Raw genomic sequence first — 26,266 nt, 5'->3', positions numbered from 1 at the left:
CCTTCGTGCTGGTAGGCCGCCATGTGCAGCGGGCTCGAGCTAGACGAGTTTCACGCCGTCGTGGGCGCGGATCGCTGGCGGGGACGTGGCATCGAGTGCGTCCAGGACGCGGATCGCGTAGGCCTCGTCGGCGAGTTCGATGACTTCGTCGCGGGTGGCCCAGCGCAGCGCGTGAGTCTCGGCGCCGGTGGTGGGCGTGCCGTCGGCGGCCTCGCAGCGGAAGACCATGGAGACGATCAAGCCCGTCATGTTCTTGTAGATGCCGGTGAGCGTCGCGGGGAGTGCGATCTTGATGCCGGTCTCTTCGAGGACCTCGCGTTGCAGGGCCTCGGGGATGGTTTCCTCGCGCTCCAGGATGCCGCCCGGGGGCTCCCACTTGCCGTTGTCGCGGCGCTGGATGAGGAGGGCCCGGTCCTGGTCGTCGACGATGACTCCGGCAACGCTCACGGAGTGCGGACGGTCAGTGCTCACGGTCGTCCTCCTCGACTCCCTCGAAGCGCCCTCGGAGTGGCCCTTGATGGCTAGGCTCCAACACCGTAGCAACGCGGCTCATGCACTTGTCTAGATATCTAAAGGAGTACTCGTGGGCTCACTTCCCGGGCGGCTCGGCTCCGTGGACCCCACCAGCGATCGGGCCGTCTTCCGGCAGATCGCCGACCAGCTGCGCGAGGCCATCGACCGCGGCCGGTTCACCGAGGGCGAGAAGCTGCCCTCCGAGGCCGAACTCGTCGAGCACTATGGGGTATCCCGGATGACCGTCCGGAACTCCTTCTCCATGCTTCAGGGGGAAGGCCTGGTCCACGCCGAGCACGGCAGGGGCGTCTTCGTGCGGACACGGCCGCCCGTGCGACGGCTCGCCTCCGACCGGTTCGCCCGCCGTCACCGCGAGCAGGGCAAGTCCGCCTTCCTCGTCGAGGCCGACGCCGCAGGAGGCCACCCCGAGGTCGACAGCCTGGAGGTGAGGGAGGAGAAGGCCGGTCAGGACGTCGCCAACCGCCTCGGGGCGGTGCGGCGGGTGCTTGCTCGTCGGCGCCGGTATCTGCTCGATGGGCGACCGGTCGAGTTCGCCACCTCCTACCTCCCGCTCGACATCGCACGCGCCACCCAGATCGCCGAACCCAACCCCGGGCCCGGCGGCATCTACGCCCGCCTCGAAGAGCTCGGCCACCGCCTCGACCACTTCGACGAGGAGATCCGTGCCCGGATGCCCTCGCCTGCTGAGGTGCGGACCTTGCGGCTGGCCTCCGGCGTGCCGGTCATCCACCTGATCCGTACCGCCTACGACACCGAAGGGCGCGCCGTCGAAGTCTGCGACACCGTCATGGCCGCCGACGCCTACGTCCTGGCGTACCGACTCCCCGCCACCTGAGCGAGCGCAAGAAGGCCGCGCACAGCACAAAGGCCCAGGTCGCCTGACCTGGGCCTCAACTGCTGGAAACTGTGGAGCGGGTGACGAGAATCGAACTCGCACTCTCAGCTTGGGAAGCTGATGTTCTACCACTAAACTACACCCGCGAAAGACCCCGCCAGAAGCGGCGCCGTAACGTCGCACACTGTACCTCATGCCGGGCCCCAGGTGCTCTCGCCGTGGGGCCCGAGGGCTGTCCGGGCGTTGTCCGGGTGCTGTCCGGGAGGTGGATGCGCCGTGCGGGGCGAGGGAGTTGGGGCGTACCGTGGTTTGTGGTCGTGCCGCTTGGGTCGGCGTCCCTTTCATACCGTAATGTGGCCTTTCGTTCGTCGGCTCGGAGACGAGTCAGGGCGAGTCAGCAGGAGCCAGTACGGGGCTCAATTCCGGCTTTGGGGAAGGGACTCGAGGACTTGATGGAGCGCACCGTCGTCCGATGTGCCGAAGGGCACGTGTTCAGCACCGCTTCGTTCCCGATGCAGCAGGCCGACCGGCTCGGTCCCGGTCGGCTCATCCGCTGCCCTCGGTGTGCCAGGCTCCGGCACGCCGTGCCGGTGACCATGCAGAAGCGGTAGCCGGGGCAAAACGGACAACGTAGCGGACAACGTAAAGGCGACGAGCACAGCAGCACGGCGTCGAGGCGCGCGGGTTCCGTCCGATTGGGGAGGGCCCGCGCGCTCTGCGTATCCTCGGTGCGTGCTTCTCTCAGACAAGGACATCCGGGCCGAGATCGACTCCGGACGAGTACGGATCGATCCGTACGACGAATCCATGGTGCAGCCCTCGAGCATCGACGTGCGGCTGGACCGCTACTTCCGGGTGTTCGAGAACCACCGCTACCCCCACATCGACCCCTCCGTCGAGCAGGCCGACCTGACGCGGCTCGTGGAGCCCGAGGGCGACGAGCCGTTCATCCTGCACCCGGGTGAGTTCGTGCTCGCCTCGACTTACGAGGTCATCAGCCTGCCGGATGACCTCGCCAGCCGGCTTGAGGGCAAGTCGAGTCTTGGGCGTCTCGGGCTCGTCACGCACTCCACCGCCGGGTTCATCGACCCCGGTTTCAGCGGGCACGTGACCCTGGAGCTTTCGAACCTCGCGACCCTGCCGATCAAGCTCTGGCCAGGGATGAAGATCGGGCAGCTGTGTCTGTTCCGGCTCACCTCGTCCGCCGAGTCGCCCTACGGGTCGGAGCGGTACGGGTCGCGTTATCAGGGACAGCGGGGGCCCACCGCCTCCCGGTCCTTCCTCAATTTCCATCGGACACAGGTGTGACATCCAGCATGAGTGACGTGCGCGAGAACCTTACGTACGAGAAGTTCGGCGGCGCTGTGCGGGAGCTCGCGCAGGCCATCGCCGATGACGGGTACCAGCCCGATGTCGTGCTCTCCATCGCCCGTGGCGGTGTCTTCGTCGCCGGTGGGCTCGCCTACGCGCTGGACTGCAAGAACATCCACCTGGTGAACGTGGAGTTCTACACGGGCGTGGGGACCACCCTCGAAATGCCCGTCATGCTCGCGCCCGTGCCCGACGCCATCGACTTCACCGACAAGAAGGTCTTGATCGCTGACGATGTCGCCGACACCGGGAAGACGCTGAAGCTCGTCCACGACTTCTGCCTCGGGCACGTCGCCGAGGTGCGGTCCGCCGTGATCTATGAGAAGTCGCACTCCCTCGTGAAGTGCGAGTACGTGTGGAAGCGCACCGACGAGTGGATCAACTTCCCGTGGAGCGTCGAGCCGCCCGTCGTGAAGCGGGACGGACAGGTTCTCGACGCCTGACCATCGGGACTCGGGCGTACATAGGCCTATAGGGAAGGGCCCCGGACGACGGCATTCGCTGCCGTCGTCCGGGGCCCTTTCGGTACGCGTAACTCTAGAACGTACCCAGCTTGATGATCGCCAGGATCGCGAGCAGCTGGATCGACGCCGCGCCCAGCGCCCTCGGCCACGGCAGGTCGTGCGACTTGCTCACCATCGTCGTGAGCAGCGCGCCCGCCGCGATCCAGGTCGCCCAGCCGAGCAGCTGGACGAAGGTCTCGCCGCCGCCGAAGAACATCGCGACGATCACGCGGGGCGCGTCCGTCAGCGACATGATCAGCATGGAGAGGCCGACCGTCGGCTGCCAGGCGCCGTCGCCGCCGAGCTGGCGGGCCAGGGAGTGGGTGACCACGCCCAGGATGAACGTGCTGATCGTGATCGCGACGCCGGTGGTGAGTACGTACGGGACGGCCGTCGAGATGGTGGCGTTGATCGCGTCCTTGCGGGCGGCGTCGAAGCCGAAGATCGCGAGCATGCCGTAGAGGAACGTGACGATGACGGCCGGGGCCCACATCGCGTAGTCCCGCATCTGCAGGAACGTCGGACCCGGGTTCAGCACGACGCCGCGCAGCAGGTCCTTCCAGTGCAGCCGGGGGCCCACGGGCGGGGCCGCCGCCTGGCCCGCGCGGTAGGTGTCGCCCTGGTTGTACGGGTCCTCGCCGATGGAGAAGGCCTGGGTGCTGCCGGGGTTGTTGGCCGCGTAGGGGTCGAAGCCGCCCTGGCCCGGGCCCTGGCCGTGGCCGTGGCCTTGGCCGTCGGGGCCGCCGAAGTACTCCGGCTCGCCGTGAGCGCCGCCGTGGCCGCCGTGTCCGCCCGCGGGCTGCGGCCACTGGCCGCCGCCTCCACCTCCGCCTCCGCCGTACTGCGGACCATTGCCGTACTGCGGACTGCCGCCGTACTGAGGTCCGCCCCCGCCGTGCTGCTGCGGGTTCGGGGGCACGGGTGGATAGCCGTACGGCTGCTGCTGCCCCTGGGGGGCCTGCTGTCCGTACGGCTGCTGCCGCGGTTGTTGTGGTCGCGCTTGCGGGGTGCGGTTGTCCCGGCCGCGTCCGATCCTGAATCCAGCCACGAATCGAACGTACCTGGTCTTCGGGGGTCGGGTCGTCCCTCCTCGGGAGGAGAGAGGGTTTGCGGCCGACCTGTGACAACCCCTAAGGGAACCCTGAGGGGTTTGCCCCAGGCCGATCGCGGGCGCCGTGCGGCTCAGGGATCGAGCGCAGTGCCGTACGCCGTCGGTTCGAAGAGGCGGGCAGGTCAAGGGGGTTGGTGCCTGCCGAGGGTGTCATCAGGTGTCATCAGGCGTCATCAGGCGCCATCAGGCGTCATCCTTCCGAGCTACGCCCAGGGGGCCCGTCAGGCCACGCCCGGGGTCGCCTGCGAGATCAGCTGCCTCTTCGCCGCGCGCGGGCCCGACGATGTCGCGGTAGCCGTCGCCGTTGAAGTCGTCGGCGTGCTTCGAGGGAGGCGCGGAGGCGGGGTTCAGCGGCTGGACCTCGGGGATGGCCCAGCCGCTGAAGTCAGTGCGCGGCGCGGTCAGTCGGCGAAGTTCGCGCCGAAGCGCGGTGTGCCCGCGCCGGAGATGCCCACCGTCGACGTGTAGACGCCGGACGAGCCGGAGAGCGTGCCGTTGGGGAGGGAGTCCAGGACGTAGAGCGCGCCGTTGCCCGCGTTCTCGCCGGACGCGCCGATGGCGATGTCCCCGCGGCCGTCGTCGTTCAGGTCGTCGATGTGGACGTCCGAGCCGAAGACGTCGCTCTTCTCGTTGGAGTTGGGGACGCCGGGGCTGTTCTGGCTGAGCAGCACGGAGTTCGCCGGGGAGAGGCCCGAGCCGTCCGCCGCGCCGTAGAAGACGGTGACCGCGCCCGCGTCGGCGACGCCGTCCAGGTCCTCGCCGGGCGTGCCGACGGCCAGGTCGAGGTTGCCGTCGCCGTCGATGTCGCCGAGGTCGAGTTCCGCGCCGAACGCGTCGCCCTTCTCGCTGCCGCCGGGCACGCCCTGGGTGTCCTGCGTGATCACCTGGGTGTCGCCGTACGGGCCGTTGGCGTTGCCCTTGACGACGTAGACCGTGCCGCCCTTGTGCGCGCCGTCGATGCCGTCGTCCCAGGTGAGGCCGATGATGATGTCGTCGTGGCCGTCCTTGTCGGTGTCACCGACGTCGGTGATGTGGCCGCCGGGCAGCCGCTGTACGCCGTTGGTGGTGACGCCGCGGGCGCTGCCGGGCAGCCAGAGGTTGGCGTTGTAACCGTCGCCCGTGGAGAAGCCGTTGACGATCAGGTCGTCCTTGCCGTCGCCGTTGACGTCCCCGGAGTGCAGGTTGAACGGGCCCTCGCCGGGTGCGCTCGTGATGGGCGGCAGGACGGTGTAGTGGCCGCCGGTGGCGCCGGTGCGGGTGATGCCGCCCTTGAACATGTCGATGGTGGCCGCGCCCGAGCCCGACCCGACGGCCAGGTCGTCCTTGCCGTCGCCGTCGAAGTCGCCCGCCTGGAGGGGGCCGCCGAAGAGGTCGTGCTTGGTGGGGCGCGGGTCCTTGAGCGTGGTGCCGCCGGTCAGGCCGTTCTTGGAGCCCCACAGGACCTGCACGGTGCCGCCGTCGACGTCGCTGCCGACGTCCTCGCCCGCGGCGGCGACCACGAGGTCGTCGTAGCCGTCGCGGTCGAAGTCGCCGTACGCGGTGTCGCCGCCGAACCGGTCGCTCTTCTCGGCGCTGCCCGGTACGCCGGGGCTGTTCTGGCTGTACGAGACGTGGTGCCGCGCGGTCCCGCCGTACGTGACGGTGACCTGGCCCGCCTTGTCCTGGCCGCCCACGGCGGCCAGTGGGGCCGAGGTGGCGAGGTCGGCCGCCCCGTCACCGTTGAAGTCGGCGTCGTCGGCCTGGGTGGCGGCCGCTGGTCCGGCGGCGCTCGCGGTGGTGGCCGTGAGGCCGAGGAGTCCGCCGGTCAGCGCGGCGGCGGTGGCCGTCGCGGCGGCGAGGCGGGTGCGTCTGGAGCGGGTCAGCGTGCGCTTGTGCTTGGGCTTGGACATGAGCGTCTCCTGTGGCAAGGGGTGTACGGAGAGAGGGAGTTGGGCGGCGCCGGACGGGCTGATCGCAGCCCGTCCGGCGCTTGAGAACGAACTCGGCGAAGCCGGTGATTCCCCGGCGCCGAGGAGCCTCAGTACCTCAGTAGCCCAGGACCGTCCCGTACTCATGCGCCCCCGCAAGCCCCAGCCTGCCCGGTGTCACCGCCGTGACCGGCGGGGTCGGGCCCCCGGCCCGAGCGCTCGCGGCGTGCCAGACGCCGCCCTTCTTCGCGTCCTCGCCGGGTGCGCCCACCGCCACGTCCGCGCGGCCGTCGCCGTTGTAGTCGCCGGTGGAGACCGCCGCGCCGAGGCGGTCGCCCGCCTCCGCCGTGCCCGCCACGTCCGCGGAGTTCTGGTTGAAGGCGGGGCCCGTGAAGGGCTTGGCCGTGCCGGGGGAGGTGAGGGTCCAGTAGGTGCCCGCGTTCTTCGCGGTGCCGACCGCCTCCTGGTCCGCGCCGACGATCAGCTTGTCGGTGCCGGTCTGGTCGAGGTTGCCGACGGCGAGGTGTGCGCCGAAGTTGTCCTCGGCCTCCGAGGCGCCGCCGACCTGGTCGGAGTTCTGCGTGGTGCAGGAGGTGCCGCCGCCGAGCGTGCCGCCCTTCTTGCCGTAGACGGTGAGGATCGCGCCGCCGAGGCGGTCCTCGCAGGCGGCCTCCTCCGACTCGGGGTTGGGCTGGACGTTGCCGACGGCGAGGTCGGTGGTGCCGTCGCCGTCGAAGTCACCCGCGGCGAGCGCGCTGCTGGTGCTTTCGCCGCTCGACCAGGTCGACTTCCACGCGCCGGTCGCACGGCTCATCACCTCCGTACCGCTGATCTCCATGCCCTCGTACGAGAAGGCGATTTCGTCGCCGCCGTCCCCGTCGAAGTCGCCCGCGGTGAGCGCGACAGGGCCCGCGAAGTGCCAGCCCTCGACCCGTTCGAGCTTGGCGGGCGAGCCCGCGGTGAACGGCCCCTGGCGTACGGCGACTTGGCTGGTCTCGTCGAAGTGGGTGTTGAGGGCGATGTCCTTGTCGCCGTCCTTGTCGAAGTCGCCGGTGGCGAGGACCGCGCCGTACGAGGCGTCGTCGATGTCTCCGTTGGCGGCGGTGAACCCGCCCTTGAAGCCGCTCGCCGAGCCCCAGACGACGGCGACGGTGCCCGCGCCGAGTCCGGTGTCGTTGGCCTCGTGGGGCGTGCCGACGACCAGGTCGCCGAAGCCGTCGCCGTTCATGTCGTCCGACGCGACGGCCGTGCCGAAGCGGTCGCCCGCCTCAACGGTGCCGGGCACCCCGGCGGTGGCCTGGCTGACGGTCGTCGAACCGTGCTGCCCGAGGCCCGACTTGCCGCCCCAGACGACGTTGACGTATCCGGCCCTCGCCTTGCCGTCCACGGTTCCGTTCGGCACGCCGACCGCGAGGTCGGCGTAGCCGTCGCCGTTGTAGTCGGCGCGGATCTTCTCGGGGGCGGCGGGGGCGGCGGGCGCGGCGGCGGAGGCGCCGCCCGCGGTCAGGCCCGTGAGGCCGAGCGCGGTCGCGGCGCAGAGGGCGCCCGCCGCGATGAGCTTGTTCCGCGCGGGCTTTCGCGCGAGGTTCCGCACGTGTGCAGGCACGTGTGCAGGCGTGTGTGCAGCCATGGGGGTATCTCCAACTCGCTTGTAGATCACGTCAGCGGACCGTGTGGCCGAAGCCCGCGCCCGCCGCGTCGATGCCGAAGTCCGTGCCGTTGAAGGACGCCGCGTACTGCGAGGTCAGGCCGGTCGGCGTGCCGCGCAGTACCCATACGGCGCCGACGCCCGAGGTGTCGCCGATGGCCTCGCCGGTGGCGCCGGTGGACAGGTCGGCCCTGCCGTTCTTGTTGATGTCCTTCAGGCGTACGGACGCGCCGAAGTGGTCGCCCTTCTCGGCGATGCCAGGCACGCCCGCGCTCTCCTGGTGCCAGGCCTGGCCCGAAGTGAACGTGCCCGCGGTGGACTTGAGGAGGGTGACGCTGCCGGTGTCCGCGACCGTGCCGACCGCCTCGCCGGGCGCGCCGATCGCGAGGTCGGCCAGACCGTCGCCGGTCACGTCGCCCGCGGCGACCGCCGAGCCGAAGGCGTCGTCGGCCTCGTCGGCGCCGGGGACGCCCGCGCTGTCCTGGTCGTACGTCACCGGGGCGCCGAACTTGTCGTCGCCGCCGCGCCGGACGGTGATCGAACCACCGTTGCCAGCGCGGGAGTTGCCGGTTATCAGGTCGGCGTAGCCGTCGCCGTCGACGTCACCGGCGGTGGCCGCGTCGCGGGTGGCCGTCGGGTCGTCGCCCTCGGCGAGCAGCTCGGCCTCGTAGCCGTAGTCGCCGACGCCGCCGTCCATGTGCGCGGTGTAGGCGCCGCCGTCCGCGCGCTCGCCGAACAGGACGAAGCCGACGCCGGTCTTGTACTTGAAGTTGCCGGTGACCATGCCGTCCAGGCGTACGCCTTCGGGCAGGAAGTCGACTTCGAGGCCGACGGGGTGGCTGTCGTTCTCGCCGCTGCCGCTGTAGAACCACCAGTTGTCGCCGCTGATCACGGCGAGCTGGGGCGAACCGTCGTAGTCGAGGTCGGTCCACGCGGTGGCCTCGCCGAAGCGGCCCGCCGTGTTGCTCGGGGAGTGCACGACGTAACTCCCGCCGGTGAAACCGTTCTTGCCGCCCTTGATGACGGTGACGGACCCGGAGGGCTTGCCCGTGACCTGCTCGCCGGGGGCGCCGATGATGAGGTCGGCGTAGCCGTCGGAGTTCACGTCGCCCGTGGTGACGTTCTCGCCGAACTCGTCCTCGGGTTCGGTGACGCCGGGCACGCCCGCCGTGTCCTGGGTGAGGGTCACCGCGCGGGATTCGGAGACGCCGGACGCCGAACCGTACGTCACCGTCACGGAGTTGGCGCCGGGCGTGCCGACCGCGAGGTCGCGGTAGCCGTCGCCGTTGAAGTCGTCCTTCAGGGTGGAGGCGGCGCTCGCGGAACCGGCCAGGGGCAGCGTCAGGCCGGTGGCGGCGAGTGCCGCGACGGTGGCGGTGACGGCCAGGTTTCTTACGCGCACGTGGGGCTCCCGAAAGTGGGGGGCATGGCTTTGCTTCCGGGTGTGTGACTCGTGTGGCGTACGAAAGGTTGTGCGACGGGGGCGGTGTGGTGGCCTACAGGTGAACGGCGGAACTTCCGTGCTGCTGGCCTTAGTTGAGGGCCTTGAGGACCTTGAGGACCTTGAGGACCTTGAGGACCTTGAGGGCCTTGAGAGCGGTTTCGTCTGAGCGGCTTCGTCTGAGCGGTGTCGGCTACTTCAGCGTGGTTTCGCCGCGTACGTCCCCCGGGGTGAAGTACTGCACCCGCCCCGGATCGAGCCCCTTCTCCGTGCCGCCGAGGACGAGGAACCCGGCGTGCGTCTTCGCCTGCCCTTCGCTGCCGTAGTGCTTGGCCTTGCCGCTGCCGCGCTTCCCGCTCTCCCACTCGTCCGCGTGGACGACGACGTCGTCGCGGCCGTCCCCGTCGACGTCGAGCAGGGCCTCGGCGACGAACCCGGACCACACGTCGGGGTGGCCGTTCCTGCTGGGCAGGCCGCCGGTCAGCGGGCTCACGTACTGCGCCTCGTCCCGTACGGGTCCCTTGTCGCCCCCGGGCAGGAGGGTGACCTCGCCGCCGGTCCTCGCCCTCGGTTCGAGGTCGCTGACGACCAGGTCGGGCCTCTTGTCGCCGTTGACGTCACCGATGTGCGGGGCCTCGCCCCACAACTCGCCGCGTCGCTGCGGGAATTGGAGGACGGTGGCCGCGCGACCCGCGCCGAGTCCCGCCCGCGAGCCGTGGATGACCGTGACCCTGCCGGGGTTCTTGCCGCTCGCCGAGCGGCCGGAGGAGACCTGGGAGGCGCCGACGAGGTCCCCGATGCCGTCGCCGTCCGCGTCGGCGATGGTGGCGCCGCGGATGGTGTCGAAGTTGGCCAACGACTCGTACAGGTCCGGCCGTACGTCGGGGCCCGGCACCAGGCCCTTGGCCGCGTCGCCCCGGAAGTAGGCGATCGACGTCAGGCCTTCGGGCGCCGAGTCGTCCTGCTCGGCGTCGAAGTCGTAGAAGAGGACGGCGTCCGTACGCCGGTCGCCGTCGACGTCCCCCACGACGGCCTCGTAGGGGCTGGTGTAGCCGTCCTGGCCGAGGTCGAGGGGGATGCTGCCCGCGGGCTCGCCCGCCGCGCGGTCGAACGGGCCGAGCAGTACCGCGGCGGGGTCCTGCTCCGCCGTCGACGCGTTGATGTCGCCGCTGCCGCCCCGGCCGCCGTCGAGGAGGTCCGCCCTGCCGTCGCCGTTGAAGTCCCCCGCGGCCTGGACGCGGGTGCCGGGCTCCAGCGCGAGCGGTCGCGGAGCGGTCAGGCCGCGCGGTCCTCCGAACAGCGCGAAGGTCTGCCAGTCGTCCGACTCGCCGCGCGCCACGACCAGGTCGGTGAACCCGTCGCCGTCCAGGTCGGCGCGGTGCGGCTCGGTGAAGAACTCGTCGCCGCCGCGCCCTTCCAGGCGGGCGGGCGAGCCGGTGAGCAGGCCCTTGAGGGAGCCGTAGAGGACGATCAGGGTGGCTCGGTCCCGGCCCTCGTCCTCCGCGTCGAGCACGCGCGCGTAGTCGTCGTAACCGTCGCCGTTGAAGTCGTTCGGGTCGGGTCGTTCGGCGGCCTTGCCGACGGCGGGGGTGCCCTTGAGGGGCGGGCGCGGAGTACGGCTGCCGGAGCCGTCGTCACCCGAGCCGCCACCGTCGGATCCGCACCCCGCGAGCAGGAGTGCCGCAGCTCCGCACGACGCCAGGGCCAGCCGGGTCCGCCTCGTCATCAGCCGTCGCTCAGTGATAGGAACTCCGCTGTGGAGAAGGTCAGTTGAGGCTTGCGCGCGACCACGTCGCCGCCCGCGAGCCCCGGGTACACGGCCACGGTGTCGGCGCTGTCTCCGCGGTACGTCCGCAGTACGAGGTCGGCGCGCTTGTCGCCGTCGAAGTCGGCGACCTTCAAGACCTGGGTGGTGTCCTTGGCCGAAGGGGTCACCAGCGCCGTGGCGTTGGCCGCCAGACCCGACGTACGCCCCCTGAAGACCCGCACCTCGCCCGCGCCGCCACCGCTCCCGCTGCCCCCGCCGCTCATGACCAGCTCGCTCAGGCCGTCCCCGTCGAGGTCGCCCGCGTCCACGGCCACGCCCTTGGCCTCCAGGGATCCGCGCAGCGTGCCCGGCACGTCGTAGCGCAGGGCGACGCCGGACGGCGACGCGATCGCCGCGTCCGTCCCCTTCCCCTTGCCGAAGCGGCCGAACGCGATGTCCTTGCCCGCGGGGAAGAGCACGCCGGTCTCGTCGGGACCCTTGGGCCCGCCGAGGACAAGGGCGCTGGCGGCGGCACCGGTGGCGCCTGCCGCCTTGCGTACGAGCACGTCGTCGTAGCCGTCGCCGTTGACGTCCGTGGCCCTGCCCGTCACGAGGTTGTTGCCGGGGGCGGTGACGGGTGCGGTCGCTGCGCGCGGGGCGCCCTTCTTGGTGAAGGGCCCGCGCAGGAAGCTCAGCCGTGCGGCGCTCGCGTGCAGCACGAGGTCGTTCGCGCCGTCCCCGTCGAAGTCCCCGCACACCGGCTGATCGGGCCAGTCATTGCCGAAACGTGCCTGTGCGGGCACCTTCAGCCGCACGGCCTTGCCGGTCAGGCCCTGCGGCGAGCCGAACAGGATCTGCAGGGGTACGGGGGGTCTGCCCTGCCCGTCGTAGGGCGGGTCGGTGGAGACGAGGAGGTCCGTGAAGCCGTCCTTGTCCAGGTCGCAGGCGGCCTCGGACTCGAAGGCGGCGGGCAGCTCACCCTTCACGCGGGCCCCGTTGGCGTGCGCGCTGACCAACTGACGTGCGCCGGGCCGCAGTCCGTCTCTTCCTCCGTAGACGATGCCGATGCCCGCGTCGTCGCCGTGGCCGCGGTGCACGAGGTCGTCGAGTACGAGGTCGGGGGCGCCGTCACCGTTGAAGTCGTCGTCGGCCTTGCTGCCCTTGCCGCGCGGGACGGGCTGCTGAGCGGCGCCCTTTCCCGCCATGCTGACGGGTCGGTGCGCGTCGGCGCCGGACTTGGCGCCGTCGCCGCCGCCGCATCCCGCGAGGAGCAGCGCGCAGCTGAGGGTGGCGGCCACGCTTGAGGCCACGCCCCGTCTCACGCTGGGTCTCACGCCACGTCTACCGGCACTCCGCATTGCCCATCCACCCCGACCGCACCAGACATCACAACGTCCACATGATGCTCTTGCGGGGCGGTGCGGTTAAGCCCGGGGGGATCCCGCTTTGGTCACTTGCGGGTTACGTCCGGGTGCGTAGCGTGCGATATCAGGGCGGAGAGGGCGTTGGGGGTGAGGGTGAGTATGTGGTCGGGGTCGTCGCTCTCGCGGAGGAGCAGGCTGGTTTCGTCGCGGGCGAGTTCGATGCACTCGTTGCCGTCGCCGCCCCCGGAGAACGATGACTTCTGCCAATCAGGCACAGCTCAGAGCTCCTTCAGCAAGTGGTGAATCAGGTCCTGCGAGGGGCCGGGTTCAAGTGCCATCGCCTCTACCTTACGGAAGAGTGTTCGCATGGACAGGAGCTGGGCTTCGGCGTCGATGAAGGACGAGCCGTACGGTGCGTCACGCTGAACGGTGTCCAGGGCGGCTACCGGGCCGCCTGCGTAGAACAGCGTGGTTCCCGCCCCCGCGAAGCCGTCGACATCGAATGGCACCACGCGCACGGTGACGTTCGGCATCTCTGACTTGCGGAGGATTTCCATGAGTTGGGTACGGCTTACGCCACGGTCGGCGACGCGGGTCTGCAGCACGCTTTCGTGCAGGACGGCGATGTACGGCCCCGACTCTTCTCGATCGAGTACTGCTGCACGGCGCAGTCGGTGTTCCACTCGTGGGGTCAGTTCGCTGGCCGGGAGCTCAGGGCGCCAGAAGGCGAAGACCGCCCGCGCGTAGTCGGCGGTCTGGAGCAGGCCAGGAACCTGTGCGGTACCGATGACGTGCATGAAGTGCGCGTGATGTTCCAGCTCGGCCAGGTCCAGGAACGCCGGGGGCAGCACGCCTCGGAAAGTCTCCCACCAGCCGCGCGTGGTGTCGGCGGCCATGTCCGCCAGGCAGGCGATCAACTCAGTGTCCGAGCAGGCGTAATGCGCCGCGAGCCGACGCACCCGCTCCTCGTTGATCCCCGCGTTGCCCGCCTCGAATTGGCTCATCTGGGCCTGCTTGACCCCGAGCAGTCCCGCGGCCTCACCGGACGAGAGCCCGGAGCTCTCCCGGAGCTTGCGCAGCTCGGCTCCGAGGCGCCTTTGCCGTGCGGTCGGCTGAATCCTTGCTGGCACGCGACTGCTACCTCCGCCAACGACCGTGTCCGGACGTGGGGTTGATGCACCCCATTCGGGTGTCAGGCTACGCGAACGGCTTGCGGGGGAGAATATTTTAGCCCTACCGTCGGTGACGCGTCGCACACGCTGAGGTCCCCGGCCCACGGAAGCGCACCGCACCGCCATGCCATGGCGGCCGCGACACAGCCACCGCCAGGTGACCGCCGCGTCAGGACAACATCCGTACTGAACAACGGAGTTCACCGATGCCCGAGACCGAAACCGGGACCTGGACCTACACCCTCACCATCCCCAACGACCCCCGCGCCGTCCCCGTAAGCCGCCACACCCTCCGCCTCATCCTGAAGGCACATGGCCTGCCCCACCTGGCAGAAGCCGCCGAGCTCGTCGCCACGGAGCTGATCGCCAACGCCGTGCAGCACACCAAAGGGCCCGCCGCCCTGCGCATGCAGTGGGCGGGGGCCGTGCTCCGCATCGGCGTGTGGGACACCGATCCCACGCCCCCGTCCCCGACCAGGGACTCCGGGTGGGACGAGACGGCGGGCAGAGGGCTCGGACTCGTACGGGAGTGTGCTGATGGGTGGGGGTGGTGCGCACGGGGGCGGCAGGGCGAGGGCCGGGGCAAGCTCGTGTGGTGCGAGCTGGCGGGGGCCGCGGCCGCTTGAACGTAGCCGCGGCCGCCTGAACGGAGAAGACCCCGCCCCCTCCGTAAGGAAGGAACGGGGTCTTCGGGACGCTCACCCGGACGCGGGCACCCGCACACAGGCACCCGCACGCGAGCTACCGGCTACTTCGCCGGCTCCGGCTCCGGCGCGTCCGCCGACTCCTCGTCGTCCGCCGGGTCGACCGGCGTCTTGACCGATTCGAGCAGCAGCTGCGCGACGTCGACGACCTGGAGGGACTCCTTCGCCTTGCCGTCGTTCTTCTTGCCGTTCACGGAGTCCGTGAGCATGACCAGGCAGAACGGGCACGCCGTCGACACGATGTCCGGGTTCAAGGACAGCGCCTCGTCGACCCGCTCCGTGTTGATGCGCTTGCCGATCCGCTCCTCCATCCACATCCGCGCGCCACCGGCGCCGCAGCAGAAGCCGCGCTCCTTGTGGCGGTGCATCTCCTGCTGGCGCAGGCCCGGGACGGCCGACATGATCTCGCGCGGGGGCGTGTAGACCTTGTTGTGGCGGCCCAGGTAGCACGGGTCGTGGTAGGTGATGAGGCCCTCGACGGGCGTCACCGGGACCAGCTTGCCCTCGTCGATGAGGTGCTGGAGCAGCTGCGTGTGGTGGATGACCTCGAAGTCGCCGCCGAGCTGCGGGTACTCGTTCGCGATGGTGTTGAAGCAGTGCGGGCAGGTCGCGACGATCTTCTTGGCCGACTTGGGCTTGCGCGTCGACTCGTCCTCGTCGTCCTCGCCGTACGCCATGTTCAGCATCGCGACGTTCTCGGCGCCCAGCTGCTGGAACAGCGGCTCGTTGCCGAGGCGGCGGGCCGAGTCACCCGTGCACTTCTCGTCGCCGCCCATGATCGCGAACTTGACGCCCGCCATGTGGAGGAGTTCGGCGAAGGCCTTCGTGGTCTTCTTGGCCCGGTCCTCCAGGGCTCCCGCGCAGCCGACCCAGTAGAGGTAGTCGACCTCGGTGAGGTCGTCGACCGTCTTGCCGACGATCGGGACCTCGAAGTCGACCTCCTTGGTCCACTCCACGCGCTGCTTCTTGGCGAGCCCCCAGGGGTTGCCCTTCTTCTCCAGGTTCTTGAGCATCGTGCCCGCCTCGGACGGGAACGCGGACTCGATCATCACCTGGTAGCGGCGCATGTCGACGATGTGGTCGATGTGCTCGATGTCGACCGGGCACTGCTCGACACAGGCGCCGCAGGTGGTGCAGGACCACAGGACGTCCGGGTCGATGACGCCGTTCTCTTCGACGGTGCCGATGAGGGGGCGCTCGGCCTCCGCGATGGCGGCGGCCGGAACGTCCTTCAGCTGCTCCTCCGTCGCCTTCTCGTTGCCCTCCATGTCCTTGCCGCCACCGGCGAGCAGGTAGGGGGCCTTCGCGTGCGCGTGGTCCCGGAGGGACATGATGAGGAGCTTCGGGGAGAGCGGCTTGCCGGTGTTCCAGGCGGGGCACTGCGACTGGCAGCGGCCACATTCCGTACACGTGGAGAAGTCGAGCAGGCCCTTCCAGGAGAACTGCTCGACCTGGGACACGCCGAAGGTGTCGTCCTCGCCCGGGTCCTCCCAGTCGATCGGCTTGCCGCCGGACGTCATGGGCTGCAGCTCGCCGAGGGTGGTGGAGCCGTCGGCGTCGCGCTTGAACCAGATGTTCGGGAAGGCCAGGAAGCGGTGCCAGGCCACACCCATGTCGGTCTTCAGGGCGACCGTGATCATCCAGATGAAGGACGTCGCGATCTTCAGGCCCGCGAAGAAGTACGTGAGGTTCTGGAGCGTGGAGACGTCCATGTCCCCGAGCCAGGAGATCACCGGGTACGAGATGAAGAACGACGCCTCGTAGCTGTCCACGTGGTGCTGGGCGCCCTCAAGGGCGTGCAGCATGAAGATGCAGACGCCGACGATGAGGATGACGGCCTCGACGAAGTACGCCTGGCCGAAGTTGGAGCCCGCGAAGCGGGACTTGCGGCCCGGCTTGTCGGGGCGGCTCAGCTGGCGGATCACGATCAGCGCCAGGATGCCGAGCACCGTCATCGTGCCGATGAACTCGACGAACATGTTGTACGGCGGCCATTCGCCGATGATCGGCAGCATCCAGTCGGCCTTGAAGAGCTGGCCGATGGCGTTGACGATCGTCAGGAGCAGCGAGAAGAAGCCCACCGCCACGAACCAGTGCGCGACACCGACGATGCCCCACCTGTTCATGCGCGTGTGGCCGAAGAATTCCTTGGCCACGGTGAGCGTGCGCTGGGCGGGCTGGTCGGTCCGCGTGCCGGCGGGCACGTTCTGGCCGAGCCGCATGAACTGGTAGATCTGCAGGATGGCTCGGCCGAACAGCGCGACGCCGACTGCGATGAGGACCAGCGACACGATGATCGCGGCGAGTTGCATTTGGGGGCTCCTCGGGCCTGCGAGGCGGACTATTACTAAGCGGTAACTTATGCAGTCCGTCTGAGACTACCCACTTACTCAGCCGCACTGTAGCCAGCACGGCGGTGATCTGTGTCGCTCAGGTCACCCTTGCCGTGTCCGCGTCCCGCAGGGGTAGTGCCCGTAGGGGCGCGGGGAACTGCGCGACCAGCCACATCCGGCCCGCGGGCGGGTGCCGGGCCCAGGTGAAGCCCCGAGTTGCGCGTAAGCCCGGGATAAGAGTTGAGTCACCTCGACTCAGCTCTGTTGACTCCAGCGGAGCGTTCGTGCACTCTTGAGCCAGATCCACTCAAGAAGTACCTCTGGAGGAATCGAAATGGCACGTGCGGTCGGCATCGACCTGGGCACGACTAACTCCGTCGTCAGCGTTCTCGAAGGCGGCGAGCCCACCGTCATCACCAACGCCGAGGGTGCCAGGACCACGCCGTCCGTCGTCGCCTTCGCGAAGAACGGCGAGGTGCTCGTCGGCGAGGTCGCCAAGCGCCAGGCGGTCACCAACGTCGACAGGACGATCCGTTCGGTCAAGCGCCACATGGGCACTGACTGGAAGATCGAGCTCGACGACAAGCACTTCAACCCGCAGCAGATGAGCGCCTTCATCCTGCAGAAGCTGAAGCGCGACGCCGAGGCGTACCTGGGCGAGAAGGTGGCCGACGCGGTCATCACCGTCCCCGCGTACTTCAACGACTCGGAGCGCCAGGCCACCAAGGAGGCCGGTGAGATCGCGGGCCTGAACGTCCTGCGCATCGTCAACGAGCCCACCGCCGCCGCCCTGGCCTACGGCCTCGACAAGGACGACCAGACCATTCTGGTCTTCGACCTCGGTGGCGGCACCTTCGACGTCTCGCTGCTCGAGATCGGCGACGGCGTCGTCGAGGTGAAGGCGACGAACGGCGACAACCACCTCGGTGGTGACGACTGGGACCAGCGCGTCGTCGACTACCTGGTCAAGCAGTTCAACAACGGCCACGGCGTGGACCTCGGCAAGGACAAGATGGCGCTCCAGCGCCTGCGCGAGGCCGCCGAGAAGGCCAAGATCGAGCTGTCCTCCTCCACGGAGACCTCGATCAACCTGCCCTACATCACGGCGTCCGCCGAGGGCCCGCTGCACCTGGACGAGAAGCTCACGCGCGCCCAGTTCCAGCAGCTCACGTCCGACCTCCTTGAGCGGTGCAAGAACCCGTTCAACAACGTCATCAAGGACGCGGGCATCGCCCTCTCCGAGATCGACCACGTCGTTCTCGTCGGCGGCTCCACCCGCATGCCCGCCGTCGCCGAGCTCGTCAAGGAGCTCACCGGCGGCAAGGACGCCAACAAGGGTGTGAACCCGGACGAGGTCGTCGCCATCGGCGCCTCGCTCCAGGCCGGTGTCCTCAAGGGTGAGGTCAAGGACGTCCTGCTCCTCGACGTGACCCCGCTGTCCCTCGGCATCGAGACCAAGGGAGGGATCATGACCAAGCTCATCGAGCGCAACACCACGATCCCGACCAAGCGCTCGGAGATCTTCACGACGGCCGAGGACAACCAGCCGTCGGTGCAGATCCAGGTCTACCAGGGCGAGCGAGAGATCGCGGCGTACAACAAGAAGCTCGGAATGTTCGAGCTCACGGGCCTGCCCCCGGCCCCGCGCGGCGTGCCGCAGGTCGAGGTCGCCTTCGACATCGACGCCAACGGCATCATGCACGTGACCGCGAAGGACCTCGGCACGGGCAAGGAGCAGAAGATGACCGTCACCGGTGGCTCCTCGCTGCCGAAGGACGAGGTCGACCGCATGCGCCAGGAGGCCGAGAAGTACGCGGACGAGGACCACGCGCGCCGCGAGGCCGCCGAGTCCCGCAACCAGGGCGAGCAGCTCGTCTACCAGACCGAGAAGTTCCTCAAGGACAACGAGGACAAGGTCCCCGGCGACGTCAAGACCGAGGTCGAGGAAGCCGTCACCGAGCTGAAGGAAAAGCTCAAGGGCGAGGACTCGGCCGAGATCCGCACCGCCACCGAGAAGGTCGCCGCCGTCTCGCAGAAGCTGGGCCAGGCCATGTACGCCGACGCCCAGGGCGCGCAGGCCGCGGGCGGTCCCGAGGGCGCTGCCCCGGGTGGCGAGGCGCCGAACATGTCGAAGGAAGACGACGTCGTGGACGCCGAGATCGTCGACGACGAGAAGCCCGGTGACGCGAAGGGCGGCGCCGCCTGATGACCGAGGAGACCCCGGGCCTCGGCGAGAACGCCGAGAACCCTGACGTCCCCTCCGGCGCCACCCCCGATGACGCCGCGCCGAAGTCCGCCGAGCCCTCCACCGAGGAGGGCCCGGCGGCCCCGGCCGGGGACGCTGAAAGCAAGACGTCCGCGCAGGACGTGGGCCTGACCGCCCAGCTGGACCAGGTGCGCACCGCGCTCAACGAGCGCACGGCGGACCTCCAGCGGCTGCAGGCCGAGTACCAGAACTACCGCCGTCGGGTGGAGCGGGACAAGGTCACCGTCAAGGAGATCGCCGCGGCGAACCTCCTGGGTGAGCTGCTCCCGACCCTCGACGACGTCGGCCGGGCCCGTGAGCACGGCGAGCTGGTGGGCGGGTTCAAGTCGGTGGCGGAGTCCCTGGAGACCGTCGTCGCCAAGCTGGGCCTGCAGCAGTTCGGCAAGGAGGGCGAGCCCTTCGACCCGACGATCCACGAAGCCCTGATGCATTCGTACGCGCCGGACGTCACAGAGACGACCTGCGTGGCGATCCTGCAGCCCGGGTATCGGATCGGCGAGCGCACCATCCGCCCCGCGCGGGTGGCCGTGGCCGAGCCGCAGCCGGGTGCGCAGACGGTCAAGGGCGAGACGGTCGACGCCGACGCCGAGCAGGCGGAGGCACCGGACAAGGACAACGGTGGCCCGGACGAGGGCTGACGTTGCACTGACCAGAGTTGCACTGACCAGAGAGGAGGGACGTCGGGGATGAGCACCAAGGACTTCATCGAGAAGGACTACTACAAGGTCCTCGGCGTCCCCAAGGACGCCACCGAAGCCGAGATCAAGAAGGCGTACCGGAAGCTCGCCCGCGAGAACCACCCGGACGCCAACAAGGGCAACGCCAAGGCGGAGGAGCGCTTCAAGGAGATCTCCGAGGCGAACGACATCCTCGGTGACCCCAAGAAGCGCAAGGAGTACGACGAAGCGCGTGCTCTCTTCGGCAACGGCGGATTCCGGCCGGGTCCCGGAGCCGGCGGCGGTTCGTTCAACTTCGACCTGGGCGACCTCTTCGGAGGCAACGCCCCGGGCGGCGGTGGAGCGGCCGCCGGTGGTTTCGGGGGCGGTCTCGGTGACGTCTTCGGGGGCCTGTTCAACCGCGGCGGCGGAGGTGCCGGGACCGGCACGCGTACGCAGCCGAGGCGCGGCCAGGACATCGAGTCCGAGGTCACGCTGAACTTCACGGAGGCGGTGGACGGCGCGACGGTGCCGCTCCGCATGTCCTCCCAGGCGCCCTGCAAGGCGTGCTCGGGCACCGGCGACAAGAACGGCACGCCGCGCGTGTGCCCGACGTGCGTCGGCACCGGCCAGGTCTCGCGGGGTGGCGGCGGAGGGTTCTCCCTCACCGACCCGTGCGTGGACTGCAAGGGTCGCGGGCTCATCGCCCAGGACGCGTGCGAGGTCTGCGGCGGCTCGGGCCGCGCCAAGTCGTCCCGCACGATGCAGGTGCGGATCCCGGCAGGCGTCTCGGACGGGCAGCGCATCCGCCTTCGCGGCAAGGGCGCACCCGGCGAACGGGGCGGCCCGGCGGGCGACCTGTACGTGGTCGTGCACGTGGAGGCCCACCCGGTCTTCGGCCGCAAGGGCGACAACCTCACGGTCACGGTTCCCGTGACGTACGCGGAGGCCGCGCTGGGCGGCGAGGTCAAGGTGCCCACCCTGGGCGGCCCGCCGGTCACGCTGAAGCTGCCCCCGGGCACGCCCAACGGTCGTACGATGCGGGCGCGTGGCAAGGGAGCGGTCCGCAAGGACGGCACCCGCGGCGACCTGCTCGTGACGGTGGACGTCGTGGTACCGACCTCGCTGTCCGACGGCGCGAAGGAAGCACTGGAGTCCTACCGCAAGGCGACTGCGGGCGACGATCCGCGGGCAGAACTGTTCAAGGCCGCGAAGGGAGCATGAGATGGACGGCCGTCGTCGACAGTCCGGATTCAGTAGGGCGTATCAGCTCACCGACGAGACGCCGGTGTACGTCATCTCGGTGGCCGCCCAGCTGAGCGGCCTCCATCCCCAGACCCTCCGCCAGTACGACCGCCTGGGCCTGGTCTCCCCGGACCGCACCGCGGGCCGGGGCAGGCGCTACTCCGCCCGCGACATCGAGCTGCTGCGCACCGTCCAGCAGCTGTCGCAGGAGGAGGGCATCAACCTCGCCGGCATCAAGCGCATCATCGAGCTGGAGAACCAGGTCGCCGCGCTTCAGTCACGCGTCGCGGAACTGTCCGCGGCCGTGGAGGGAGCCGCCGCCACGATGCAGCAACGTGAGGCGGCGGTGCATGCGTCGTACCGCCGCGACCTGGTTCCTTACCAGGACGTTCAGCAGGCGAGTGCGTTGGTGGTGTGGCGGCCCAAGCGGTCGTCGGAGCAGTAGGTTTCGTAATCTTGGGTTTCGTGATCTTGGGTTTCGTAGGCTTGAAGTAGGGGCCGGAGGGTGACCACCCTCCGGCCCCTGTTCTGCGTGTTGTCCGCTGTGTGGGGGAGTTGAGCTGGCCATGGCCATGGTGGGGCTGTTCTGGATCGCCGAGGGCGACGTGTACGTGGGCGCGAAGCCGGCGGGGCTGGCGCCCGGGGTACGGCTCTCCCCGGAGGGCGTCACGGCGCTCGGCGACAAGCAGTCGGCGTTCTGGCTCTGGGACGACATCCATGAACTGACGGTCGAGAACGTCCCCGTGAAGTCCCTCAAGCTCCACCTGGGCACGATGGTCGACATGGCGCTGACGCTGGGCCTGGGCGGGGATGACGAGGCGCCGACGGTGACGGTGCGTATGCGTATGCGTACGGGGACGGCTGACGCGGAGGTGGACGCCGACGCCGACGCCTACGTCGAGCTGACGGCGTACACGGCGGCGGCGTCGGGTTACTCCCAGACGGAGTACGACCTGTCGCGGGCGCTGCTCTCCAGGATGACGGAGGGGGCGGCGACGTTGCACACGACGCTGGCGGAGATGGCGCGGTGGGGGCGGGCGCACGAGGGGGGATCGCCTCGGGCGGGGGAGCGGGAGGCGTTGCTCAGGGAGTGGGTCAGCGCGGCTGACGTTTGAGGTGCTCCAGGAGGGCGGTCAGTTGGGCGGGGGCGGTGGCCAGGATGGTGCGGGGGGTGTCGCTTTCGCGTAGGCGGATCGTTCCGTCTGCGGTGGTGGCTATGTAGACGCAGTTCGCCTGGTCCTCGCTGAACGAGGACTTCTGCCAGGTGAGTTGGGGTGTCACCAGTTTTCCCCAGCGGGGTGGCCGTGTGCGCGCCTTGTGTGACTCAGGAGGGCGGCCAGCGTGCGCGGCGTTGTGCTCAGGATGGTGCTCGGGGTGTCGCTTTCGCGGAGGCGGATCGTTCCGTCTGCGGCGGTGGCGAGGTAGAGGCAGTTGCCTTCCGGACCACCGCTGAACGATGACTTCTGCCAGTGCAGTTCGGACATCGGGCCTCCTAGAGCGTGTAGAGAAGGTGCTGGATGAGAGCCAGCGAGTCCTTCACTGAGCGTGCTTCCGGGGCCAACGATACGTCGATGGGGGCGAGGGCGTTCTCGGCGAGACGGTCGAACAGTGCGGCGTATTTCTGCAGCGGATCAGGTCCGCCCAAGTAGCTGAAGCCCAAGGCTTGTTCAAGCACTACGGTGCCGAGCTGCGGGGTGCTGGGGACGACGTGGGCGAAGTTCCCGGTGAGAGCCGCGTACGCCTGCGCGCTGAACGGATAGACCTGGATGGTCACGTTCGGCATTCGTGCCAGCTCGATCAGTCGCAGCAGTTGCTCGCGCACCACCTGTGTGCCGCCGAAGCGCATGTGCAGCGCGGCTTCATGGACCACGGCATGCACTGATGGTGGGTTGTCGGCTGTGAGGATCTGCTGCCGCTCCATCCGGAACCGTAGGGCCTCCTCGATGTTCTCGAAGCCCAGCTTGGGGCTGTTGAAGATGGCCCGCGCGTAGTCGGCGGTCTGGAAGAGGCCAGGGATGAACATCGACTCGTGCATCCGTAGCGATACGGCCCCTGCCTCCAGCTCGGCCAGGTTGAGCGGACCAGGCCCCAGGTGCTTCTTGTAGGCGCTCCACCAGCCTTTGCCGGTCGACTCGGACAGCGCGACGAGGGATTCAATGTACGCCCTGTCGGTGCAGCCGTAGATGTGGCAGAGATCGCGGAGCCGTGCCGTCAGGATGGTCGTCTTGGCGGTTTCGATCTGGCTCAGTCGGACGCGCCCCATGCCGATTCGATCGGCGGCCTCTCCAGCGGCTAATCCCGCCTGTTCGCGCAGTTGTTTGAGTTCGAAGCCGAGTCGTCGCTGTCGCTCGGTGATGGTGGTGCGAAGTCCCACGCGTCTCTCCTTGCCGGTGTGCCCAAAGTCTGCCCTGACCAAGGGAGTTGGTCCACCAATAGAGGTAAGAAGGTTGTACATGAAAGCCCGCCTGCCCTACCTTGAGTGTGTAACCAGTCACTCGCTGGAATCGTTCAACTCCCCTTGCCCATAAGCCGAAAGGCACCCGAGGCCCCCGCCAAGGGGGCGTGCGGGCAGCGCCATCGCCCGGCATGGGGCATCCTCACTCACCTCCCGACGGGAGAAGCCGCCATGCCCCCTGCCCCCGCCCCCGCCTGCCCGGACGGGCCACGCGCACCACACCGCTCCACCCGCCAACTCACGTACGCCTACAGCCTCTTCGCCCCCGGCGACGCAACCGCCCCCAAGGTCTGCCGAGACTTCGTACGCACAGTCCTCCGCGCTCTGGACCGAGAGCAGCTGGTCATGCCCGCGACCCTCTGCACGTCAGAACTCGTCACGAACGTGCACCTGCACACCAAGGGCTCGGCGATGCTCCGACTCCTGCTGACCCCGGCCCGCCTCCGCCTCACGGTCTTCGACGAGAGCCCGGACCCACCGGTCGTCACGCACCCCGCGGCGGGGGCGGCCGCCTGCTGGGGGCGCGGGCTGGCCTTGGTCCAGGAGATGGCGGACACGTGGGGCGTCGCGGACGAGCGGGCGGGGCGGTATGCGAAGGGGGTGTGGTTCGAGCTGGGGGTGGGAGTCGGGGGTGGAGCGGAACCCTTCCGTCCTCGCCGGATCGGGTGACTGGGGAGGGATTCCCCCAGGCCAGCCCCATGAACGTACATACCGTGATCGCGTTGCTTGTGTCGCAAGGACGCCAAGCCCACACTGGAAAGGAGGTGCGCCACCATGACCGCTCTTGCAGCTGAGAGGCCCGAGACCATGCCCGAAGCCACGACCGAGTCGACCCCGTCTCCTTCCGAGCTGGACGAGGTGTTGTGGCAGGCATGGAAGGCCATGGAACTCCCCGAGGGCTACCGCGCTGAGATCATCGAGGGAGCCATCGAGGTGTCGCCCACCGGTCGCTACGCCCACGCGGAGACCATCAATCTCCTCCGGGACGAACTGGCGCTGTTCCTGCGCGGTGGCGACTTCGTCGTGCGCAACGACGGAAACGTCATCCACGAAGGGCGGGTGTGGATCCCTGACCTCTACGTCGCGCCGAAGGACAGGGAGCGGTACCTGACGGACGACGGCCTCGGCGTCACCGCTGCGGCCGTCCGCCTAGTCGTCGAAGTCGTCTCTCCCGGCAAACGCAACCAGGAGCGCGACCGGGTCAAGAAGCGCCGCGAGTACGCCCGCGCCAACATCCCCGTCTACGTCATCATCGACGACCACGACGCCGAAGGCACCGTCACCATCCTGACCGAGCCGCAGCCGGAGAAGGCCGACTGGGTCGGCGTCCACCGCGTCCCGTACGGGACGGAGGTCATGATCCCCGAGGGGCCCGCCAAGGGATTCACGATCACCGAGGCGATCACGGGGGCACGGCGCGGGTGACTATGAGGGCTGGCTACGACGCGTGGTTGAGGACCGAGAGGATGACGTAGAGCCCGTAGAGCACGAGAAGGATGCCCCAGAAGTCCAGCCAGAAGGCCGGGCGGTGCTGCCCGTCGCTGCGGGAGCCGAGGCTGTTCCTCATGCTCTTCAGGCAGCCAGCGGTTGTCAGGACGCCGAGCACGGCACACGCGGCGAAAATCCAGAAGGCGATCGGCCTCTCCGAGAGGGAAGCGCGACTGGTTCCGGCGTTGGCGATGACGAACAGTATGTAAGGGACGAGATAGCGGAGCCGATTGAACTCGCTGTCTCTGTCAACGGCAGCTGGGGAGGTTTCGTCGGCCATCTCTCTCCTCATGTGGGTGTGATGGGCGTCCCTGCTCGTCGTCCACACTGCCGTGTGGGACTTCAGCTCTGCTGGCCGAGGATCCCCGACTGGCCGATGAGATAGCCGAGCTGGGCCCGGCTGCCGCTGCCGAGTGTGGCGGCGAGTTTGGCGATGTGGACGCGCGCGGTGCGGATGTTCATGCCGAGGCGCGTGGCGATTTCCGCGTCCGTGAGGCCTTCGATGAGGAGGCTCGCGATGGCGCGCTGGCGTGGGGTGATGCCGTTCTCGGAGAGCTGCGGGGCGGCTTGGGGCCACATGGGCAGGGCGAGCCGCCACAGGCGCCAGAAGGTGGTGGCGAAGTACTCGACCAGGGCCGGGTGGCGCAGTTCCAGGGCGAGGCTGCGGTCCTTGCTCGCCGGGATGAACGCCACGGTCCTGTCGAAGACGAAGAGCCGCTCGGTGACCTCGTCGAGCGTGCGGGCCTCGGCGTCGCCCTCCAACCGCTCGAAGTAGCCGAGCACGGGCAGGGAGTGCCGGGTCGTGTGCTGGTAGAGGGTGCGCATGCGGCAGCCGCGGGAGAGGAGGGCCTGGTCGCGGGGGAGCGCTTCGGCCAGGGTTTCCGGGGGGCGGGTGCCGCCCGGTTGTACGGCGAGGAACTCTTCCCGGGCCTCACTCATGGCCCGGTCAATGGCTGAATTTATGCGTTCGAGCCCGTCCAGGACGGTGATCGTGGGCGCTTGGTCCGAGGCGGCGGAGAACTGCGCGTCGAGGGCCATGAGCGGCTCGAACGCGGCGGTCAGCTTCTCCTCGCGTAGGCGTTGGTCGGCGATGCGGTCCTCGATCGTGCGCAGGAGGCGGGGGAGGGCGACGTTGGGGGCGGTGGGGCGCAGCCAGCGCATGTCGTCCAGGTCGGGGTGGAGGAGGCCGAAATCGACCAGGCAGGGGGCCTCTTCGGCGTCCTCGGTTCGGACGCAGCCTTCGCTCAGGGCGCGCGCGTAGACGACTGAACCTGTCTCGCACAGTTCCTCCGCGCTGTGGGTCCCGTGGTTCCGAGTCATGCGAGCTCCCTCCCGCTCGGTTGAAGCGCCGAAATTCTATGCAGGGGGTGTGCGGGCCGGATTACAGACCGTGGTTGAAGTGTCCACTTCTCGTGGTTCGCTTTGAAGGGCTTGTTTCGGGTGTCAGAGGCGCCTTCGCGGCGCCAAGGGTGTTCGCGTGCCCGGT

The 26,266-nt window shown here is 69.2% G+C and carries 26 protein-coding genes and 1 tRNA gene; 11 read left to right on the top strand and 16 right to left on the bottom strand.

The features are described 5' to 3' along the window. Window positions 1–39: 39 nt before the first annotated feature. Window positions 40–447, bottom strand: a complete 408-nt coding sequence (locus CP970_RS20460; RefSeq protein ID WP_055546051.1) for an NUDIX hydrolase — start codon at window positions 445–447, stop codon at window positions 40–42. A 136-nt stretch (window positions 448–583) separates the two neighbouring features. On the opposite strand from CP970_RS20460, the gene CP970_RS20455 reads away from it, so the two are divergent. Further along, complete coding sequence (locus CP970_RS20455) at window positions 584–1,369, top strand: GntR family transcriptional regulator (protein WP_150493663.1); 786 nt, start codon at window positions 584–586, stop codon at window positions 1,367–1,369. Between the two features lie 72 nt (window positions 1,370–1,441). On the opposite strand, the gene CP970_RS20450 is transcribed toward CP970_RS20455, so the two are convergent. Further along, a tRNA-Gly gene (locus CP970_RS20450) sits at window positions 1,442–1,515 on the bottom strand. A gap of 586 nt (window positions 1,516–2,101) precedes the next feature. Between CP970_RS20450 and dcd the strand changes: the two genes are divergently transcribed. After that, window positions 2,102–2,677, top strand: coding sequence for a dCTP deaminase (gene dcd / locus CP970_RS20440; RefSeq protein ID WP_055546045.1), 576 nt, complete (start codon window positions 2,102–2,104; stop codon window positions 2,675–2,677). 8 nt (window positions 2,678–2,685) lie between these two features. Beyond that, on the top strand, window positions 2,686–3,183 hold the full coding sequence (locus CP970_RS20435) for a phosphoribosyltransferase (protein ID WP_055546043.1): 498 nt from the start codon (window positions 2,686–2,688) through the stop codon (window positions 3,181–3,183). Window positions 3,184–3,277: 94 nt separating this feature from the next. Here the strand turns inward: CP970_RS20435 and CP970_RS20430 are convergent, their stop codons facing one another. From CP970_RS20430 to CP970_RS20395, 8 genes are all read right to left on the bottom strand, one after another. Beyond that, entirely contained in the window at window positions 3,278–4,291 is a 1,014-nt protein-coding gene (locus CP970_RS20430) for a Yip1 family protein (RefSeq protein ID WP_055546041.1), read from the bottom strand. Window positions 4,292–4,755: 464 nt separating this feature from the next. Further along, window positions 4,756–6,243, bottom strand: coding sequence for an FG-GAP repeat protein (locus CP970_RS20425; RefSeq protein WP_079043390.1), 1,488 nt, complete (start codon window positions 6,241–6,243; stop codon window positions 4,756–4,758). A 136-nt stretch (window positions 6,244–6,379) separates the two neighbouring features. Continuing rightward, on the bottom strand, window positions 6,380–7,867 hold the full coding sequence (locus CP970_RS20420) for an FG-GAP and VCBS repeat-containing protein (protein ID WP_150493661.1): 1,488 nt from the start codon (window positions 7,865–7,867) through the stop codon (window positions 6,380–6,382). A gap of 55 nt (window positions 7,868–7,922) precedes the next feature. Continuing rightward, on the bottom strand, window positions 7,923–9,311 hold the full coding sequence (locus CP970_RS20415; RefSeq protein ID WP_055546037.1) for an FG-GAP and VCBS repeat-containing protein: 1,389 nt from the start codon (window positions 9,309–9,311) through the stop codon (window positions 7,923–7,925). Between the two features lie 232 nt (window positions 9,312–9,543). Continuing rightward, window positions 9,544–11,076, bottom strand: coding sequence for an FG-GAP repeat domain-containing protein (locus CP970_RS20410; protein WP_055546035.1), 1,533 nt, complete (start codon window positions 11,074–11,076; stop codon window positions 9,544–9,546). Further along, window positions 11,076–12,455, bottom strand: a complete 1,380-nt coding sequence (locus tag CP970_RS20405; RefSeq protein WP_055546033.1) for an FG-GAP repeat domain-containing protein — start codon at window positions 12,453–12,455, stop codon at window positions 11,076–11,078. The genes CP970_RS20410 and CP970_RS20405 overlap by 1 nt, the downstream gene beginning before the upstream one ends. Window positions 12,456–12,547: 92 nt before the next feature. Then, window positions 12,548–12,736: a DUF397 domain-containing protein gene (locus tag CP970_RS20400; protein WP_055546031.1), complete on the bottom strand. Its 189-nt coding sequence runs from the start codon at window positions 12,734–12,736 to the stop codon at window positions 12,548–12,550. A 3-nt stretch (window positions 12,737–12,739) separates the two neighbouring features. Further along, entirely contained in the window at window positions 12,740–13,591 is an 852-nt protein-coding gene (locus tag CP970_RS20395) for a helix-turn-helix domain-containing protein (protein WP_055546029.1), read from the bottom strand. A 248-nt stretch (window positions 13,592–13,839) separates the two neighbouring features. On the opposite strand from CP970_RS20395, the gene CP970_RS20390 reads away from it, so the two are divergent. Next, complete coding sequence (locus tag CP970_RS20390; RefSeq protein WP_150493659.1) at window positions 13,840–14,259, top strand: ATP-binding protein; 420 nt, start codon at window positions 13,840–13,842, stop codon at window positions 14,257–14,259. Window positions 14,260–14,381: 122 nt separating this feature from the next. On the opposite strand, the gene CP970_RS20385 is transcribed toward CP970_RS20390, so the two are convergent. After that, complete coding sequence (locus CP970_RS20385; RefSeq protein ID WP_055548972.1) at window positions 14,382–16,649, bottom strand: (Fe-S)-binding protein; 2,268 nt, start codon at window positions 16,647–16,649, stop codon at window positions 14,382–14,384. A 355-nt stretch (window positions 16,650–17,004) separates the two neighbouring features. On the opposite strand from CP970_RS20385, the gene dnaK reads away from it, so the two are divergent. The 5 genes from dnaK to CP970_RS20360 all read left to right on the top strand — a co-directional run bounded on the left by dnaK (window position 17,005) and on the right by CP970_RS20360 (window position 21,952). Beyond that, window positions 17,005–18,876 (top strand): molecular chaperone DnaK, encoded by a 1,872-nt coding sequence (dnaK, locus tag CP970_RS20380; protein ID WP_055548974.1) that lies wholly within the window; start codon window positions 17,005–17,007, stop codon window positions 18,874–18,876. After that, window positions 18,876–19,574, top strand: a complete 699-nt coding sequence (gene grpE / locus CP970_RS20375; RefSeq protein WP_055548976.1) for a nucleotide exchange factor GrpE — start codon at window positions 18,876–18,878, stop codon at window positions 19,572–19,574. The genes dnaK and grpE overlap by 1 nt, the downstream gene beginning before the upstream one ends. Before the next feature lie 48 nt (window positions 19,575–19,622). Beyond that, window positions 19,623–20,816: a molecular chaperone DnaJ gene (dnaJ, locus tag CP970_RS20370; RefSeq protein ID WP_055548978.1), complete on the top strand. Its 1,194-nt coding sequence runs from the start codon at window positions 19,623–19,625 to the stop codon at window positions 20,814–20,816. Between the two features lies 1 nt (window position 20,817). Beyond that, window positions 20,818–21,282: a heat shock protein transcriptional repressor HspR gene (locus CP970_RS20365; RefSeq protein ID WP_055548980.1), complete on the top strand. Its 465-nt coding sequence runs from the start codon at window positions 20,818–20,820 to the stop codon at window positions 21,280–21,282. A 121-nt stretch (window positions 21,283–21,403) separates the two neighbouring features. Beyond that, the gene (locus tag CP970_RS20360; protein WP_150493657.1) at window positions 21,404–21,952 is read left to right on the top strand and encodes a hypothetical protein; all 549 of its coding nucleotides are present in this window, start codon (window positions 21,404–21,406) and stop codon (window positions 21,950–21,952) included. Here the strand turns inward: CP970_RS20360 and CP970_RS20355 are convergent. The 3 genes from CP970_RS20355 to CP970_RS20345 are packed head-to-tail and all read right to left on the bottom strand — an operon-like array spanning window position 21,933 to window position 23,211. Beyond that, window positions 21,933–22,118, bottom strand: a complete 186-nt coding sequence (locus CP970_RS20355; protein ID WP_317987161.1) for a DUF397 domain-containing protein — start codon at window positions 22,116–22,118, stop codon at window positions 21,933–21,935. The genes CP970_RS20360 and CP970_RS20355 overlap by 20 nt on opposite strands. Further along, window positions 22,115–22,321, bottom strand: coding sequence for a DUF397 domain-containing protein (locus CP970_RS20350; RefSeq protein ID WP_079044105.1), 207 nt, complete (start codon window positions 22,319–22,321; stop codon window positions 22,115–22,117). The genes CP970_RS20355 and CP970_RS20350 overlap by 4 nt, the downstream gene beginning before the upstream one ends. 8 nt (window positions 22,322–22,329) lie before the next feature. Then, window positions 22,330–23,211: a helix-turn-helix domain-containing protein gene (locus tag CP970_RS20345; RefSeq protein ID WP_055557131.1), complete on the bottom strand. Its 882-nt coding sequence runs from the start codon at window positions 23,209–23,211 to the stop codon at window positions 22,330–22,332. 252 nt (window positions 23,212–23,463) lie between these two features. On the opposite strand from CP970_RS20345, the gene CP970_RS20340 reads away from it, so the two are divergent. Beyond that, window positions 23,464–23,961 (top strand): ATP-binding protein, encoded by a 498-nt coding sequence (locus CP970_RS20340; protein WP_150493653.1) that lies wholly within the window; start codon window positions 23,464–23,466, stop codon window positions 23,959–23,961. 105 nt (window positions 23,962–24,066) lie between these two features. Beyond that, complete coding sequence (locus CP970_RS20335) at window positions 24,067–24,717, top strand: Uma2 family endonuclease (protein ID WP_055554684.1); 651 nt, start codon at window positions 24,067–24,069, stop codon at window positions 24,715–24,717. Window positions 24,718–24,730: 13 nt separating this feature from the next. Here the strand turns inward: CP970_RS20335 and CP970_RS20330 are convergent, their stop codons facing one another. Both CP970_RS20330 and CP970_RS20325 read right to left on the bottom strand, forming a co-directional pair. Next, complete coding sequence (locus tag CP970_RS20330; RefSeq protein ID WP_150493651.1) at window positions 24,731–25,060, bottom strand: cell envelope integrity protein CreD; 330 nt, start codon at window positions 25,058–25,060, stop codon at window positions 24,731–24,733. Window positions 25,061–25,122: 62 nt separating this feature from the next. Continuing rightward, complete coding sequence (locus CP970_RS20325; protein ID WP_150493649.1) at window positions 25,123–26,100, bottom strand: helix-turn-helix transcriptional regulator; 978 nt, start codon at window positions 26,098–26,100, stop codon at window positions 25,123–25,125. Window positions 26,101–26,266 lie beyond the last annotated feature (166 nt).

Source organism: Streptomyces kanamyceticus (assembly GCF_008704495.1).
GTDB lineage: Bacteria > Actinomycetota > Actinomycetes > Streptomycetales > Streptomycetaceae > Streptomyces > Streptomyces kanamyceticus.
Note: the sequence above shows the minus strand (reverse complement) of the source record. Positions and strands in the feature narration are given on the sequence as shown.

What these genes read in the sequence shown, in the direction of transcription:
- CP970_RS20435 (WP_055546043.1), top strand. Translation starts at nt 2,686, where the DNA reads ATGAGTGACGTGCGCGAGAACCTTACGTACGAGAAGTTCGGCGGCGCT.
- CP970_RS20425 (WP_079043390.1), bottom strand. Translation starts at nt 6,243, where the DNA reads ATGTCCAAGCCCAAGCACAAGCGCACGCTGACCCGCTCCAGACGCACC.
- CP970_RS20410 (WP_055546035.1), bottom strand. Translation starts at nt 11,076, where the DNA reads ATGACGAGGCGGACCCGGCTGGCCCTGGCGTCGTGCGGAGCTGCGGCA.
- CP970_RS20405 (WP_055546033.1), bottom strand. Translation starts at nt 12,455, where the DNA reads ATGCGGAGTGCCGGTAGACGTGGCGTGAGACCCAGCGTGAGACGGGGC.
- CP970_RS20390 (WP_150493659.1), top strand. Translation starts at nt 13,840, where the DNA reads ATGCCCGAGACCGAAACCGGGACCTGGACCTACACCCTCACCATCCCC.
- CP970_RS20385 (WP_055548972.1), bottom strand. Translation starts at nt 16,649, where the DNA reads ATGCAACTCGCCGCGATCATCGTGTCGCTGGTCCTCATCGCAGTCGGC.
- dnaK (WP_055548974.1), top strand. Translation starts at nt 17,005, where the DNA reads ATGGCACGTGCGGTCGGCATCGACCTGGGCACGACTAACTCCGTCGTC.
- grpE (WP_055548976.1), top strand. Translation starts at nt 18,876, where the DNA reads ATGACCGAGGAGACCCCGGGCCTCGGCGAGAACGCCGAGAACCCTGAC.
- dnaJ (WP_055548978.1), top strand. Translation starts at nt 19,623, where the DNA reads ATGAGCACCAAGGACTTCATCGAGAAGGACTACTACAAGGTCCTCGGC.
- CP970_RS20365 (WP_055548980.1), top strand. Translation starts at nt 20,818, where the DNA reads ATGGACGGCCGTCGTCGACAGTCCGGATTCAGTAGGGCGTATCAGCTC.
- CP970_RS20360 (WP_150493657.1), top strand. Translation starts at nt 21,404, where the DNA reads ATGGCCATGGTGGGGCTGTTCTGGATCGCCGAGGGCGACGTGTACGTG.
- CP970_RS20350 (WP_079044105.1), bottom strand. Translation starts at nt 22,321, where the DNA reads ATGTCCGAACTGCACTGGCAGAAGTCATCGTTCAGCGGTGGTCCGGAA.
- CP970_RS20340 (WP_150493653.1), top strand. Translation starts at nt 23,464, where the DNA reads ATGCCCCCTGCCCCCGCCCCCGCCTGCCCGGACGGGCCACGCGCACCA.
- CP970_RS20335 (WP_055554684.1), top strand. Translation starts at nt 24,067, where the DNA reads ATGACCGCTCTTGCAGCTGAGAGGCCCGAGACCATGCCCGAAGCCACG.
- CP970_RS20330 (WP_150493651.1), bottom strand. Translation starts at nt 25,060, where the DNA reads ATGGCCGACGAAACCTCCCCAGCTGCCGTTGACAGAGACAGCGAGTTC.
- CP970_RS20325 (WP_150493649.1), bottom strand. Translation starts at nt 26,100, where the DNA reads ATGACTCGGAACCACGGGACCCACAGCGCGGAGGAACTGTGCGAGACA.